Annotated in this window: 12 protein-coding genes; 9 read left to right on the top strand and 3 right to left on the bottom strand. The window is 71.4% G+C overall.

Annotated elements, in window-relative coordinates:
- Positions 1–53: 53 nt before the first annotated feature.
- Complete coding sequence (locus AB1046_RS05710) at positions 54–479, top strand: DUF4383 domain-containing protein (RefSeq protein ID WP_369373249.1); 426 nt, start codon at positions 54–56, stop codon at positions 477–479.
- 30 nt (positions 480–509) lie between these two features.
- Here the strand turns inward: AB1046_RS05710 and AB1046_RS05705 are convergent, their stop codons facing one another.
- Positions 510–962, bottom strand: a complete 453-nt coding sequence (locus AB1046_RS05705) for a hypothetical protein (protein WP_369373247.1) — start codon at positions 960–962, stop codon at positions 510–512.
- A gap of 173 nt (positions 963–1,135) precedes the next feature.
- Between AB1046_RS05705 and AB1046_RS05700 the strand changes: the two genes are divergently transcribed.
- The gene (locus tag AB1046_RS05700; protein WP_369373244.1) at positions 1,136–1,900 is read left to right on the top strand and encodes an HAD family hydrolase; all 765 of its coding nucleotides are present in this window, start codon (positions 1,136–1,138) and stop codon (positions 1,898–1,900) included.
- 113 nt (positions 1,901–2,013) lie between these two features.
- Here AB1046_RS05700 and AB1046_RS05695 read toward each other — a convergent pair whose 3' ends face one another.
- Complete coding sequence (locus tag AB1046_RS05695) at positions 2,014–2,769, bottom strand: PadR family transcriptional regulator (protein ID WP_369373242.1); 756 nt, start codon at positions 2,767–2,769, stop codon at positions 2,014–2,016.
- Positions 2,770–3,035: 266 nt separating this feature from the next.
- Between AB1046_RS05695 and AB1046_RS05690 the strand changes: the two genes are divergently transcribed.
- The 4 genes from AB1046_RS05690 to AB1046_RS05675 all read left to right on the top strand — a co-directional run bounded on the left by AB1046_RS05690 (position 3,036) and on the right by AB1046_RS05675 (position 8,669).
- A complete protein-coding gene (locus AB1046_RS05690; protein WP_369373240.1) occupies positions 3,036–5,054 on the top strand; it encodes an MDR family MFS transporter in 2,019 nt (672 codons plus the stop codon).
- Between the two features lie 211 nt (positions 5,055–5,265).
- Entirely contained in the window at positions 5,266–6,585 is a 1,320-nt protein-coding gene (locus AB1046_RS05685; RefSeq protein WP_369373238.1) for an ABC transporter substrate-binding protein, read from the top strand.
- Positions 6,586–6,630: 45 nt separating this feature from the next.
- Positions 6,631–7,746, top strand: coding sequence for a carbohydrate ABC transporter permease (locus AB1046_RS05680; RefSeq protein ID WP_369373236.1), 1,116 nt, complete (start codon positions 6,631–6,633; stop codon positions 7,744–7,746).
- Complete coding sequence (locus AB1046_RS05675; RefSeq protein WP_369373234.1) at positions 7,743–8,669, top strand: carbohydrate ABC transporter permease; 927 nt, start codon at positions 7,743–7,745, stop codon at positions 8,667–8,669. Before AB1046_RS05680 ends, AB1046_RS05675 begins: the two co-directional genes overlap by 4 nt.
- Here AB1046_RS05675 and AB1046_RS05670 read toward each other — a convergent pair.
- Positions 8,659–10,713 carry a DUF2264 domain-containing protein gene (locus AB1046_RS05670; protein WP_369373232.1) on the bottom strand — a complete coding sequence of 685 codons (2,055 nt, stop codon included), beginning with the start codon at positions 10,711–10,713 and terminating at the stop codon, positions 8,659–8,661. The genes AB1046_RS05675 and AB1046_RS05670 overlap by 11 nt on opposite strands.
- Before the next feature lie 187 nt (positions 10,714–10,900).
- Here AB1046_RS05670 and AB1046_RS05665 point away from each other — a divergent pair, with 187 nt between their 5' ends.
- The 3 genes from AB1046_RS05665 (at position 10,901) to AB1046_RS05655 (ending at position 15,470) form a co-directional block, all read left to right on the top strand.
- A complete protein-coding gene (locus tag AB1046_RS05665) occupies positions 10,901–11,992 on the top strand; it encodes a substrate-binding domain-containing protein (protein ID WP_369373230.1) in 1,092 nt (363 codons plus the stop codon).
- A gap of 91 nt (positions 11,993–12,083) precedes the next feature.
- A complete protein-coding gene (locus AB1046_RS05660) occupies positions 12,084–13,106 on the top strand; it encodes a hydroxyacid dehydrogenase (RefSeq protein WP_369373228.1) in 1,023 nt (340 codons plus the stop codon).
- Between the two features lie 87 nt (positions 13,107–13,193).
- Positions 13,194–15,470, top strand: coding sequence for a glycoside hydrolase family 9 protein (locus AB1046_RS05655; protein ID WP_369373227.1), 2,277 nt, complete (start codon positions 13,194–13,196; stop codon positions 15,468–15,470).
- The last annotated feature ends 31 nt before the right edge of the window (positions 15,471–15,501 follow it).

Genomic DNA, 15,501 nt, shown 5'->3' with positions numbered 1-15,501 from the left:
CTGCCGTGGCTCCGAACCATTCTGGCTACAACTACACAGAATGGAGAGACACCATGACGCAGTCCATGTCCTCGACGCAGACCCGGGCGCCGCACCAGTGGCTCGCCCTCACGATCGGCGCCGTCTATCTGCTGGTCGGCATCGCGGGATTCTTCGTGACCGGGTTCGGCGGCTTCGTCGAGCACGACCACGAGCAGACCTTGCTCGGGTTCGCCGTGAACCCGCTGCACAACATCGTGCACATCCTGATCGGCATCCTCGGGCTGGCCCTGTGGTCCGTCCCGAGCCGCGCTCGGACGTTCGGCTGGCTGCTCGTGGTCGGCTACGGCGCGACGTTCGTCTTCGGGCTGATCGCGGTGGGCAACCCCGACATCAACTTCCTCAACATCAACGCGGCGGACAACGTGCTGCACCTGCTGAGCGCCCTGGCCGGCCTGGCCATCGCGCTGTGGCCGCACCGGCACGCTGCGACCGCCTGACGCTGCTGCCCGGCGGGCTGCTTGAGTGAGTCAGTGACCGGGGGAGTGCTGGGCAGCGCGGGATCGACTACGGGAGCCAAGGCTCGAGGCACCGTTGGTCGATCCCGCGTCCCAGGCGCGCGCGATGCCGAGCCGGCGCAGGTGCGTGCCGGTCACGGTGGCGCCGTCGGGCCCGATCCAGTGCTCAAGACCGAAGCGGTCGTCGGTCGCGGCGTCCCAGCGGCGCATGAAGGGTGTGCCGTTGTCGGCGATGACCACGGAACCGTAAGCGGTTGGGAGCGGTTCGGTCGGGAGATGGATGAGGGTGTAGACCTCCGCGAGATCCGCCGGGCCGACGGACGACACGCTGTACCAGTTGCCGTCCATGTCCCGCTGGACCGCGTAGCCGCTGGCGTCCAGCGCGACGCTGAGGTGGGGCAGGTCGGCTTCGAGCAGCTCCTGGCTGGTCTGATAGACCGTGCCGACCTGGGCTACCTGGGTCATCTGCGAGATCTCCTCTTGTCCGCCAAAGCTTTCGTCAGCAAAGTGCTGTGACTTATCACCCCGCCGTGCGTCTGAGATGCATGACAGACACCACGGGAACGGTCACCCCGCCCTCCGGCGGTATGCACAGAACCTCTGTCCCTTTTCCGGCGGAAAACGCCGGAACAACCACAATGGTCGCACTCGACATCGACGGCACCCTGCTGGGCGCCGACATGACCGTCCCGGCGGTGACGATCGGAGCGGTCAAGGACGCGCGCCGGTCCGGCCACCACGTGGTGCTCGCCTCGGGGCGGTCCCTCGTGGGTGTGCTGCCCGTCGCGCGCCAGCTCGGCATCGACCAGGGCTGGGTAGTGGCTTCCAACGGCGCGGTCACCGCGCGGGTCGGTCGTGCCCTGCCGGGCGGCTACCGACTCGAGAAGGTGCACTCGTTCGACGTCGAGCCGGTGATCCGCCGGGCCCGTGCCGCCATCCCCGGGGTGCAGGTGGGCGTCGAGGAGATCGGCTGGGGCTACCGGGTCAACCGGCTCTTCAAGCCCGGGCTGGTCAACGGGCTGCAGCGCCGCGTCTCCGACGAGGAGCTGTGGAGCCTGCCCGCCTCGCGGGTCATCCTGCGGGCCGACGGCGTGGGGGCCCTGATCGAGCCGCTGCGTGCGCTGGGTGTCACGCCGACCCCGGCCGGCCCGGACTGGATCGACGTCACACCCCGGCGCCTGAGCAAGGCGACGGCGCTCGAGCGGGTCCGCGAGCACATCGGGGTGGACCGGACGCAGACCGTTGCCGTCGGGGACGGCGTCAACGACCTGGAGATGCTCGCCTGGGCGGCGCGCGGCGTCGCGATGGGCCATGCGCCGGCGGCCGTCCTGGATGCGGCGGGCGAGGTGACCGGCACGGTCGAGGAGCACGGCGTGGTCGCGGTCCTCCGCACGCTGGGGTGAGCGGCCGGCAGGCCGGTCCGGACCGTGAGCGACGAACGGCCGGGCCTACCAGGTGGTAGGTCCGGCCGTTCTGCTGTCCTTGCGACAGTGTGCGCGGGAGGTCATCCCGCGGCTCAGTCGTCCGAGACGGGTGCGTCGGACACAGGTGCGTCCGAGGCGGGGGCCTGACCCGCGAGGGTCAGGTAGACCTCGCGGCGGGCCCGGTCGAGGATCGACGTGACGGTCGTCGCCTGCTCGGCCGTCCCGGTGCGGGACACCTGCTCGACGGCGTCGGCCAGGGCGTGGAGCTCGTGCCGCAGCTGGCGGCCGTGACCGCGCCCGACCTGCTCCCAGGGGGAGCCGAGCTCGTCCTTGTGCTCCTCGATGTAGGCGGTGCCTTCGTCGGTGAGCGTGGCGAGCTTGCGGCCGCCGTCCTCGGTGAGGGCCACGAGGCCCTCGTCGGCGAGCAGGGACAGCGCGGGGTAGACCGCGCCGGCGCTCGGGCGCCAGCGACCGTCGGTGCGGTCGGCCAGCTCACCGATGATCTGGTAGCCGTGCATGGGCTGCTCGGCCAGGAGCAGCAGGATCGCTGCCCTGATCTCGCCGCGCCCGGCGCGCCGCGGGCCGCGGGGGCCACGCGGACCGCGGTGACCGTAGTCTCCGCGATCCCGGTGGTCTCCGTGGTCTCCATGGTCGCCGCGCGGTCCACGGGGGCCGAAGCCTCCGCGTCCCGCACCACGGCCGAGCTCGCCGCGGCCGAAGTCGCGGGGGTCGAGGTCGCGCGGGTCGAAGCCCCCGCGGCCGGGGCGTGGGCCTCGGCCGCGCTGCTCGCTCGCGGCATAACCGCCCGGCATCTCGGGGGGCTGGGGGAAGAAGTTGTGGGTACGCATGATGTTTCTCCTTGAGTTGTGGAAGCGGTGCGATGCGGTGCGTGGTCACGCACTACGGCGTCTCGCCCTCGTCGGCCGGGAGCGCTGCTGCGCTCTACCGACAAACGAAAGATACATCAAAGATATATCGTTCCGCAACCCCCGGGTGGGCAGCGGCACACGACGGCTTCCCCGCGCCGACCTGGACGGGCCGTGAAAGCCTGCATGTCGGGGCGCGCGCACGGTCGCGCGTACCCCGCTGTCCACCGGACGCAGGGAGGCGCCGCATGGCCGCACCGAGCACAGAGGCCGAGCCGCAGGCGTTGCCGCAGAGCAAGGTCTGGGCGATCTTCGCCGGGCTCATGCTCGCGATGCTGCTCGCCGCCCTCGACCAGACGATCGTCGCCACCGCGCTGCCCACCATCGTCTCCGACCTCGGCGGCGCGGAGCACCTGTCCTGGGTGGTGACGGCCTACATGCTGGCGAGCACCGCGACCACCGTGCTCTGGGGCAAGCTCGGCGACCTCTTCGGGCGCAAGGCGCTGTTCATCGCCTGCATCCTGATCTTTCTCATCGGGTCGATCCTGGCCGGCACCTCGCAGACGATGGGCCAGCTCATCGCCTGGCGCGCCGTGCAGGGCATCGGCGGCGGCGGGCTCATGGTGCTGTCCCAGGCGATCATCGGCGACGTCGTGCCGCCGCGGGAGCGCGGCCGGTACCAGGGCCTGTTCGGCGCGGTCTTCGGCGTCTCGTCGGTCGCTGGACCGCTGCTCGGCGGATTCTTCGTCGACAACCTCGACTGGCGCTGGGTCTTCTACATCAACATCCCCCTCGGGGCGATCGCGCTGATCGTCGTCGCCGCCGTGCTGCCGCGCATCGCAGCAGGGGCCAGGCCACGCATCGACTACGCCGGCATCATCCTGCTGGCCACCATCTCGACGGCGATCGTGCTGGTCACCAGCCTGGGCGGCACCACATGGGAGTGGGCCTCGCTCCCCGTCTACGCCATGGTGGCCCTCGCCGTCGCGGGGCTGGTCGCGTTCATCATGGTCGAGCGCCGCACCCCGGAGCCGGTGCTGCCGCTGCGCCTGTTCCGCAGCAAGACCTTCTCCGTCGCTGCGGTCATCGGCTTCGCCGTCGGCTTCGCGATGTTCGGCGCCATCACCTTCCTGCCGCTGTACCTGCAGACGGTCAAGGGCTCCACCCCCACCGAGTCCGGGCTCGAGATGACGCCGATGATGCTCGGCCTGCTCATCACGTCCATCGGCTCGGGGCAGCTCATCACCCGCACCGGGCGCTACAAGATCTACCCGATCCTCGGTACTGCCGTCACCGCCGTCGGGCTCTACCTGCTCTCCCTCATGGACCAGGACACGACGACGGTCCAGGCGGGCCTGAGCATGTTCGTGCTCGGCGCCGGGCTCGGCATGGTCACCCAGGTGCTCGTCATCGCGGTGCAGAACGCCGTGAGCTATCGCGACCTGGGCACCGCGACGTCGGGCACCACGTACTTCCGCACCATCGGCGCGTCGGTCGGCGTCGCGGTCTTCGGCACGATCTTCGCGAACCGCCTTACGGACGAGCTGGTGCGCGCTATCCCGGACACCGCCCAGGGCGCCTGCGGCCCGGGGGCGCTCGCGGCGTCCGCCCAGACGGTCACGCAGTGCCCGCCCGAGGTGCAGGCCTGGTTCCTCGACGCCTACTCCGGCGCCCTGCACATCGTCTTCCTGGGGGCGGTGCCGGTCGCGGCGCTGGCCTTCCTCCTGACCTGGCTGCTACCCGAGGTCGAGCTGCGCACCGCTACCCGTGGTGGTGATGGTGCGACGGCGGCGGGGCATGCGGCGGGCGAGTCGTTCGCCATCCCGTCGTCGCGCACCTCGATCGAGGAGCTGCGCATGATCCTGTGGCGCCGCGTGGGCAAGAGCGACCCGCTGCGGGTGTACGAGCTGGTCTCGCGGCACGTCGGGCTGTCCCCACAGGAGGCGTGGATGGTCACGCGTGTCTCCCTCAAGCGCACCCGGTCGGTGCGGCTCATGGCCGAGCGCAGCGCGGGCTCCGAGGACACGGTGCGCTCGGTCGCGGACGCCCTCGCCGCCCGCGGGCTTGTTGCGGTCGACGGCGACACCGTCCGGGCGCTGCCGGCCGGGGACGCCGTCGCGGAATCGATCCGGGCGGCCGAGCGGGAGGAGCTGCGGCGCTACGTCGCGGAGTGGCCCGAGTGCGACGAGCCGGAGGTGGAGCGCCTCGTGGACCAGCTCACCCACGAGCTGCTGGCCGACCGGACCGATCACGCCGAGCGCGCGTGAGGCCACCGGGCCGCTGAGCGGTTCCGGGGACGAGCCTCGGAGACGATCAATACCGATCACTTGGCGCCCCCGCCCCGGGGGGCCCGTGAGCCGCGGGAACTGGCCGTTCTGAGCCCGTTTCAGGCCCGGGCCGCTAGAGGGCTGGTTGACGGTTCCGGCGACCGGAATGACCATCTGGGTAACCGCTTTCACACCAGACAAGGGAGTCATCGTGCGAAGCAGCACCCGACCCACCAGGCGCGCTGTCGCGCGCACCCTCCAGGCCACCGCCGGCACCGCCGTCGTTGTCCTCGCGCTGACCGCCTGTGGTGGGTCCGACGGCGGCGGCGAGGCCGCCGACGACGGTCCGATCACGCTGACCGTCGCCACGTTCAACGACTTCGGGTACTCCGACGAGCTCCTGGCCGGGTACACCGACGAGCACCCGAACGTCACGGTGGAGCTGATCGACGCGGCGTCCGCAGCCGACGCGCGGACCAACCTGACCACGAAGCTCGCCGCCGGCGGCGAGGGCCTGGCCGACGTCGAGGCGATCGAGGTGGACTGGATCAGCGAGCTGGCCCAGTACCCCGACCTGTTCACCGACATGACCGACCCCGCGCTCGACGGGCGCTGGATGGACTGGAAGGTGGAGCAGGCCACCACGCCGGACGGCAAGCTCATCGGCTACGGCACCGACATCGGGCCGGAGGCGATCTGCTACCGCCAGGACCTGTTCGAGGCGGCGGGCCTCCCGTCGGAGCCGGACGAGGTAGCGGAGCTGCTGGGCGGCGAGGACGCCACGTGGGAGGACTACTTCGCCGCGGGCGCGGACTTCGTCGAGAACTCTGACACCGCCTGGTACGACTCCGGCGTCGCCACGTACCAGGGGCTGGTGAACCAGGTCGACTTCGCCTACGAGGAGGAGGACGGCACACCCAAGCCGCTGGCCGGGAACACGGAGATCAAGGACCTGTACGACCTGGTGGTGGAGCAGCACGAGGCCGGGCTCTCGGCGGGTCTGGTGCAGTGGGGCGAGGACTGGGCCTCCGGGTTCCAGAACGACGCCTTCGCCACCATGCTGTGCCCCGCGTGGATGACCGGCTCGATCGAGTCCAACTCGGGCGGGGTCACGGGCTGGAACATCGCTGACGTGTTCCCCGGCGGGGGCGGCAACTGGGGCGGCTCGTTCCTGACGGTGCCCGCGTCCGGCGCCCACACCGAGGCGGCCAAGGAGCTGGCGGCGTGGCTGACCGCGCCCGAGCAGCAGACCGCGGCGTTCGAGACCTCCGGGAACTTCCCGTCGCAGATCGAGGCGCAGGAGTCGGAGCAGGTGCAGTCGTTCGTGAACGAGTTCATGAACGGTGCGCCGGTGGGGCAGATCTTCTCGAACCGCGCGCAGGCGATCGAGGGCAACCCGTTCAAGGGCCCGAACTACTTCGCGATCCACCAGACGGTGCAGCAGGGGCTGGAGCGCGTCGAGACGACGGGCGAGGACCCCGACTCCTCGTGGGAGAAGTCGCTCAGCGCCTACGACGATCTCGGTCTCTAGAACCCAACCCGTCCTCGTCTCGCCCCGTTGATCAGGAAGCTTGAAATGGCCGCACTCACCACCACGCAGCCGGCGCCGACGCCGGACGCTCCGCAGCGTGCACCGCGCCGGCTGGGGTTCTCCCAGACCCTGGGCCGCTGGGACGTCAAGGTCTCGCCCTACCTCTACGTCTCGCCGTTCTTCGTGCTGTTCGCGCTCACGGGCCTGTTCCCGCTGGGGTACACGGCGGTGGTGTCGGTCTACGACTGGAACCTGCTGGGCGGGCAGGGGGAGTTCGTAGGCCTGCAGAACTATGCCGACGTGCTCAGCCAGGAGACGTTCTGGCGGTCCCTGGTCAACACGCTGTCGATCTTCCTGCTCTCCGCGGTGCCGCAGATCATCATCGCGATCACCCTGGCGGCGCTGCTGGACCAGAACATCCGCAACGCCACGTTCTGGCGCATGGGTGTCCTGGTGCCGTACGTCGTGGCGCCGATCGCTGTGTCGCTGATCTTCGGCCGGCTGTTCGCCGACCAGTACGGCCTGATCAACGACATCCTGGGCACGTTCGGCCTCGACCCGATCGGCTGGCACCGGGACCGGTTCGCCAGCCACGTGGCGGTCGCGGCGATGGTGAACTACCGGTGGACGGGCTACAACACCCTGATCTTCCTGGCCGCTATGCAGGCGGTGCCGCGTGACCTGTACGAGGCCGCGACGATCGACGGCGCGGGTCCCTGGCGGCAGTTCTTCTCGGTGACGGTCCCGCAGATCCGGTCCACGGTGATCTTCGTGGTGCTCACCGCGAGCATCGGCGGCCTCCAGATCTTCGACGAGGCGCGGCTGTTCGACGCCGGTGGCCTGGGCGGCGCGGACCGCCAGTGGATGACGACGGTGCTCTACCTGTACGACGTCGCATGGGGCAACCAGCGGGACCTCGGCCGGGCGGCCGCGGTGGCCTGGGTGCTGTTCGTGCTGATCCTCATCATCGGGTTCGGCAACTTCCTGCTCAGCCGGCGGATCGCGTCGTCCACCACCCGCACCGCGCGGGTGCCGCGGTCCGTGACGCGCCGGCTGCGGGCCGAGGCCCGGGCCGCGGGCGACGCGAACCCAGCGACCACCGCGACAACCGCGACAACCGGTAAGACAACCAGCACCACAACGACCCGGAGGGACTCATGACATCCGTCGCAGCCGCCGCGCAGTCCGCCGGCAGGGGTTCCGCACGGGCGGTGGCCCGCAAGCGGGCACGTCAGGACCGGCGCGGCACCATCTCGGCGGTGCGCCGGCCGGGGTGGGTGACCTACACGATCCTGGCGGTCGTGCTGGTGGTCTCGGCGTTCCCGCTGTACTACACGCTGCTGCTGGGTTCCTCGGACCAGGTGTCGATCTCCCAGCGGCCGCTGCCGCAGCTCTGGCCGGACGCGAGCATCTTCGCGGGGTTCGCGAACGTCATGACCAACACCCAGGTCAACTTCTGGCTCGCGCTGGCCAACTCCCTGATCATCGCCGTGGTGGTGTCGCTGGCCACGGTGCTGAGCTCGACGCTGGCCGGGTTCTCGTTCGCCAAGCTGCGGTTCCCCGGGCGCAACGCCCTGCTGGTCTTTGTCATCGCGACCATGGCGGTACCCACCCAGCTCGGCGTCATCCCGCTGTACATCCTGATGTCCGAGCTGTCGTGGATCGGCAAGATCGAGGCCGTGATCGTGCCTCACCTGGTCTCCGCGTTCGGCGTGTTCTGGATGACGCAGTACCTCGACTCGGCGCTGCCGTACGAGCTGATCGAGGCCGCCCGCGTGGACGGGGCGTCCATGATCCGCACCTTCTGGAGCATCGCGATGCCCGCGGCGCTGCCCGCCGCGTCCATGCTGGGCCTGTTCGTCTTCGTCGGGCAGTGGACAAGCTTCTTCTGGCCCTCGATCGTGCTGGGGTCACAGAATCCGACGCTGCCCATCGCGGTACAGAACCTCACCGCGGGCTACCACGACGACTACTCCCTGATCATGGCCGGGGTCTTCCTCGTCACCCTTCCGCTCCTGCTCGTCTTCGCCTTCGCCGGGCGCCAGCTCGTCGCAGGCATCATGCAGGGCGCCGTCAAGGGCTGACGGGGGATTGACGATGCCGTCCGGAGCCCAGCAGCAGCAGCCGCTGCGACCCGGACGGCATGGTCACGCGGACCACGTGCTCGCCGCCGGCCTCCTCCACCACCACCTGCGGGTCGCGGTCGAGCACGAGGCTCGACAACGACCCCGCGAGGCCGACGAGGACCGCGTGGACGCTCACCGCACCGGGCCTGCGCGGGGTGGTCAGGGTGGGCACCTTGACGAACGGGCCCAGCGGGCTGCCGCCCGCCGCGTCCTCGACGACGGGCTCGTCAGCGGGTTCGACGACGTGCTTGCCGGGCCCGCCGTCGAGGACCGGCATCAGCACGCTCACCAGACCCCCTTGGCCGGTGACCCGCACCTGGTGTCCCACGCGCTCGACCCGGGGCGGGACGTCGTCGGCCATCGCCCAGCCGCTGTCCAGCACAGCGAAACCCTCGACGGCCTCGACCCGGTGGATGCGCAGCTCCCAGGGACCCTCCAGCACGCTGATCGTCTCGATGCGCGCGCCGGTGACCAGGGCCACCGCGCCGCCGTCGACCCAGGTCGGCACGTGCCATGAACCGGCGCTGCCGTCCCCGGCCGTGGTCCGGTGGATGCGCCCGCGGCGAGTGATCCGGCCGCCGGACACGAGGCCGACGTGGTTGTCCGGCACGACGGACGCCAGTGGCCCCAGGACCGGGGCCGTCGCTGTCGAGTACGCCAGCCGGGAGTAGAGCGGGTCGTCGGGCGTCCCGGGCAGGTGGTTGTCCGTGCCGTGGTTGGCCACGCGCACGATGCCGTCGTCGGCGGTGGACGACACGACCAGGCCCGGGCGGGGCATGGTCCGGGTCTGGCTCGCCACGGCCGCGGGCAGCGGCAGCTCGGGCGCCGTCCAGAACGGGTCGTCGGCGTCGATCAGGAGGCAGACGAACGCCTTGGACAGCCAGAACGGCGACGCGGGGGCGGAGTACCCCTGGATCATGGGCGGGTACGGCCCGAACCAGCCCAGGCTCGGCAGCCCGTCCGGCCCGATCGCGCCGTGGTCGAGGAAGTAGCGCAGCATGGCGCTCGCGAGGTGCCGGGTGACGCCCGGCTCCCAGCGTGTGCTCCCGGCGACGACGCCCACGAGCGGCGCCGCCGCCGCGGCCCACCGGTAGGTGAGCGACCGGCCGAGGAACAGCGGGGCGCCGTCCGCCCCGACGAGGCTCCCGTAGTCGTCGAGGAACTCCGCGAGCCGCGCCCGGTGCGTGTCCCGCACGGTCGCCGAGCTCCGGGCGAGGGGCGACGTCGCCGGGAGCGACTCGCACATGCGGTGCCACAGGGCGGGGTAGAAGTGCATGGCCCAGCCCGCGTAGTGGTCGAACCGGTCGCCGTCGCCGGCCCCGTCGCGGTACCACCCGTCGCCGACGTAGAAGTCCTCGATCCGGGCGAGATCGGCGTCGACGACGGCGTGCTGGGCGTCGCTCAGCACGTGTCCCGTGGTCTCGACGAACGTGGCCACGACCACCCGGAACCAGTGCCAGTTGTTGTCCGGCAGGTCAACGGTGAAGACGCCGAGGAGCCAGCCGACAACGGCGTCGCGCTGCCCCGGCGTGAGCCGCTCCCAGATCCAGGGCCGGGTCTGGTGCAGGGCCAGCACGATCGAGGCGGCCTCGACGACGGTCTGCCAGCAGTCCGGCGAGATTCTGGGCCACGCCTCAGGGTGCTCGGCGTTGATGCCGGCGACGAGCCCGGACGTGTACTGCTCCAGCAGCTCCGGTTCGACCTCACCCGTGCCGGACAGGCGCCACGCGAGGAGCAGGAACGTGCGCGCGTACCCCTCGAGCGCATCCGAGTCCGGGCCGTTCCACGACGGCGGGCCGTCAGGGACGATGCGGGCCCCGCTCGGCGTCGCGTACCGCGCGGCGGAGCGCAGCAGGCCGTCCGCCGCGGCGATCCAGTGCTCCCGGGTGAACCCGGTCGAACCGCTGGTGGTGGGGTCGTCCGCCGGAGCGGTGCCCCAGGCCGCGGGCCAGGCCTCCCGGACGGGATCGGGATCCTGGGCCACGCGCCGGTGCGTTGTCATGCGCTGATCCTCGCGTCGCGGGCCGACGCCGTCTATTACAGGTGATCAATTATGATCAGTCTTCTCGCCGGGGCGGACACCCGGCTGCGCCACCCGGCACAGTTGCCGGGACCCGGCGGAGCCGCCGGTATCCGGCAGTGCGGCCGGCAGGCGCCGCCCGCACGGCAGCCTGGACGGGAGCCCGCTGATGAGCGCACGTGAGCGAGAGCTTGTCGCACGACGCCGTGCGGCGATCCTGACCGAGCTCGGCCTGCACGGCTCGGTGCGGGTGGCGGAGGTCGCCGACCGGTTCGGCGTCTCGCTGGTCACCGCACGTCGTGACGTCGCGGCCCTCGCGCGGCTGGGCAAGCTCGAACGGGTCCACGGGGGCGGCATCCTGATCCCCACCGAGACGGACGACGGGAACCGTCGCGGCGTCGTCGGCATGGTCGTGCCGTCCGGGCACGGCTACTTCCAGGAGATCCTCGCCGGCGCGCGGCAGGGCGCGCGCGAGGCGGGCGTCCGGCTTGTGCTGGCCACGTCGTACTACGACGAGACCGAGGAGAGCCGGATCGTCGAGCGGCTGCGCCGCGCACGCGTGGGCGCCCTGCTGATCGCCACCGCGCGGCCGACGGACACCCGGCTGCCGGCCTGGTTCGACACCGTGGACAAGCCGGTTGTGCTCGTGGAACGGCAGTGCGACACGCGTGAGATCGACTACGTCCGCTCCGAGCACGAGGCGGGCGTGCAGGTCGCGCTCGACCACCTCGCCCGGGAGGGGCACGAGCGGGTAGCTCTGGTCGTACGGGCGACAACGCCGACGTCGATCCGCCTGGTCGAGGGGTACCTGGCCGCGCTCGGGCCGCAGAGCGGGCTGACCGCGCCCTTCCCGCCGGTCCGCTTCGCCGGGGACGACCACGACCCGTCACAACGGAACTCCGACCTGGAGTCCGTCCTGGACGACTGCGCGGCCACCGGGACCACCGCGGTGATCGTCCATTCCGACGACGACGCCATCGCGCTCCTCGGGCTCGCGCTCGACCGCGGGCTGCGGGTGCCGGAGGACCTGTCGATCATCGCCTACGACGACGTCCTGGCCCCCCTCGGCTCGGTCCCGCTGACCGCGGTGGCTCCGCCCAAGTTCGACGTGGGCCGCCTCGCGGTGCAGGTCGCGGCGCACCGCCTGCTGACCGGCGGGCGGTCTGCGACGCAGCGGATCCGGCTCGTCCCGCGGCTGGTGCTGCGGCGCTCGACGACGGCGCCCGCCCCGGCGCGCGCCCGGGCAACCGGCGGCTCGTGATCGTTCGTGATCGTTTGCCGGGCCCCTGCTCGGCCTGAGCGCGGCGCGGCGCGAGGATCGTCCGGACAGCCCCGGACCGAAGAGGATGCCAATGTCGCGATCCACCCCGCGGACCATGTCCTTCGTCATTTCCTTCGCCATGAGTCCAGGCCTGCGGCCCGGCCTGTTCGACGACGCCGCCATGCGGCGGCTGGCGGCCCTCGGCACCGTGCGTACCGAGGTGATCGACGACCTCTCCCGGCCCGAGGCCCGTGCGGCGCTGCGCGACACCCACGTCCTGGTGACCGGGTGGGGCAGCCCGCTGCTCGATCCGGCGGCCCTGGCGGCCAGCCGGCTCCAGGCGGTGGTGCACGCGGGCGGCACGGTCAAGAACCACCTGTCGGACGAGTTCTGGGACTCAGGGATCGCCGTGAGCTCGGCGGCGGACGCCAACGCCGTCCCCGTGGCCGAGTACACGGTCGCCCAGGTGCTGCTGGCGAACAAGGAGCTCGACGCGATGCGCGCCGCGTACCGCAGCGAGCGCACCACCGCGGACTGGCACACGCGTTTTCCGGCGGCCGGGAACTACCGGCGCACGGTGGGCGTCGTCGGGGCCTCCCGGATCGGCCGCCGGGTGCTGGCGCTGCTCGCCGCCTTCGACCTCGACCTCCTGCTCCACGACCCGCACGTCGACGACGAGACCGCGCGCCGGCTGGGCGCCCGCCGGGTCACGCTGGACGAGATCTTCAGGGAGAGCGACGTCGTCACGCTGCACGCCCCGGACCTGCCGGAGACCCGGCACCTGGCCGACGCGCGCCGCCTGGCGCTCATGCGGCCGGGCGCCGTCCTGATCAACACGGCGCGGGGCGGCCTCGTGGACACGGCGGCGCTCACGGAGGCCGTCGTGTCCGGCCGGGTCCGCGCCGTCCTGGACGTGACCGAGCCGGAGATCCTGCCCGCGGACTCTCCGCTGTACGACCACCCCGGGGTCGTCCTGACGCCGCACGTGGCGGGGTCGGTCGGCGGCGAGCTGCGCCGGCTGGGTGACGCGGCGGTGGACGAGGTCGATTCCTGGATCCGCACCGGGATGTTCCGTACTCCGGTACATCCGGAGACCCTGGCCATCACGGCCTGAGGCTCCGCGCCGCCGTCGTACGAACTGTGCGGCGGCGGAACTGCTGGAAACGAACGACGAGACGAACGAACTAGGGAAGAGGACAACGTGGTCCGGAACTTGAGGCGCATCGTCGCGCCGCTCCTGGCAGTCGCACTGTCGGTGGGGGCCCTCCCCGCCGCCGGCGCCGCGCCGCTGGAGCAAGAAGAGCTGCTGGTCAACGGTACGTTCGACACGGAGAGCAGGCCGTGGTGGACCAACGCGGGGATGACGCCCGACGTGTCGACCGGCGAGCTGTGCGTGGACGTGCCTGCCGTTGCCAACCCGTGGGGCGCGCTCGTCGGCCAGAACGACCTCGCGCTGCGCTCGGGTTCCGAGTACACGCTCACGTTCACTGCCCGCGCGGACCGTGCCGTCACGATCCGGCCAGTCGTGCAGCCGGCGGATGCGGCGGCGGGCAAGCCGTACCTGTCCAAGAGCCTCACGGTCGGCCCGGCGGAGACGACCACCACCTACACCTTCACCACCCCGGAGGGGGACCTGCCGGTCTCCAACCAGGTCACGTTCCAGCTCGGCGGGCAGGGCCTGTACGGCCTGTGCCTCGACGACATCAGCCTCGTCGGCCCGCCCTTCGAATACGTCCCCGACACGGGTCCGGTGATCAAGGTCAACCAGGCCGGCTACCTGCCCCGCGGCCCCAAGGAGGCCACGGTGGTCACGGCCGCGACCACCGCCCAGCCGTGGAGCCTGGTCTCCAGCACCGGGAAGGTGCTCACCCACGGCAGGACGAAGCCGCGTGGTACAGACGCGTCGTCGGGTGCGGCGGTGCACACCATCAACTTCACGTCGTACACCCGCTCGGCGCTCGGCGCGCACCTCGTGGTGGGCACCGAGTCCAGCCACCCGTTCGACATCACCGGGGACCTGTACCAGGACCTGCGGACGGACTCGATGCGGTTCTTCTACACCAACCGGTCGGGCACGCCGATCGACGGCGCGATAGCGGGGGCCGAGTACGCGCGCCCCGCCGGCCACGTCGGTGTGGCGCCCAACCAGGGCGACGTCGCCGTCCCGTGCCAGGAGCCCAAGCCGTGGATGGACAGCTGGACCTGTGACTACACGCTGGACGTCACGGGTGGCTGGTACGACGCGGGCGACCACGGCAAGTACGTCGTGAACGGCGGCATCGCCACCCACCAGCTCCTGTCCACGTACGAGCGCACGCTGTACGCCGACGTCGTCGACGAGGGCGCGCTCGCCGACTCGACGCTCAGCGTGCCCGAGCGGGGCAACGGCGTGCCCGACATCCTCGACGAGGCCCGCTGGAACCTCGAGTTCATGCTCGCTATGCAGGTGCCCGACGGCGAGCCGCTGGCGGGCATGGCGCACCACAAGGTGCACGACGTGTCGTGGACGGGGCTGCCCCTGCTCCCGTCGGCAGACCCGAGGGCGCGTGCCCTGCACCGGCCGTCCACTGCCGCGACGCTCAACCTCGCCGCCGTCGCCGCGACCGGGGCACGGCTGTGGGAGCGGCTCGACCCGGCGTTCTCGGCCGAGCTGCTCCGCGCGTCCCGGACGGCGTACGCCGCGGCGGTGGCGCACCCCGCCCTGTTCGCCCCGCGGGCGGACGGCGAGTCCGGCGGCGGCCCGTACAACGACGACGACGTGACCGACGAGTTCTACTGGGCCGCGGCGGAGCTCTACCTCACGACCGGCGAGGCCCGCTTCGCGCGCGACCTGAGGGCCAACCCCCTGCACCGGGCCGACGTCTTCTCGGACGGCTTCTACTGGGGCTCGGTCGCTGCGCTCGGCCGGCTGGATCTCGCCACGGTGCCGTCGCGGCTGGCCGACCGGGCCTGGGTCCGGCGTTCCGTGGTCGAGGGCGCCGACCACCTCGTCGCCCTCCAGGCGCGCGAGGCCTTCGGCCAGACCTACACGCCGGCGGACGGCAAGTACGTGTGGGGCTCCAACAGCTCGATGCTCAACAACCAGGTGATCATCGCCACGGCGTTCGACCTCACGGGGAGCCCCGTCTACGCGCGGTCGGTGCTGGAGGGCCTCGACTACCTCATGGGCCGCAACGTGCTCGGCAAGTCCTACGTGACGGGTTACGGCACGGACGACGCGCGCAACCAGCACAGCCGGTGGTACGCCCGCAGCCTCAACCCGGCGCTGCCCAACCCGCCCCGGGGCACGGTGGCGGGCGGGCCCAACTCGAGCATCCAGGACCCGGTGGCCGGGGTGTGGCTGGAGGGCTGCCTGCCCCAGTGGTGCTACGTCGACGACATCCGGGCGTGGTCCGTCAACGAGATCACCATCAACTGGAACTCCTCGCTCGCCTGGGTGGCGTCCTTTGCGGCGGACCTCGGCTCGCACTCCAGTTGACCCGGGCTAATTAATTGCCACTGGCAAGAAA

Origin of the sequence: Promicromonospora sp. Populi, from assembly GCF_041081105.1 — a bacterium.
Classification (GTDB): Bacteria; Actinomycetota; Actinomycetes; order Actinomycetales; family Cellulomonadaceae; genus Promicromonospora.
Note: the sequence above shows the minus strand (reverse complement) of the source record. Positions and strands in the feature narration are given on the sequence as shown.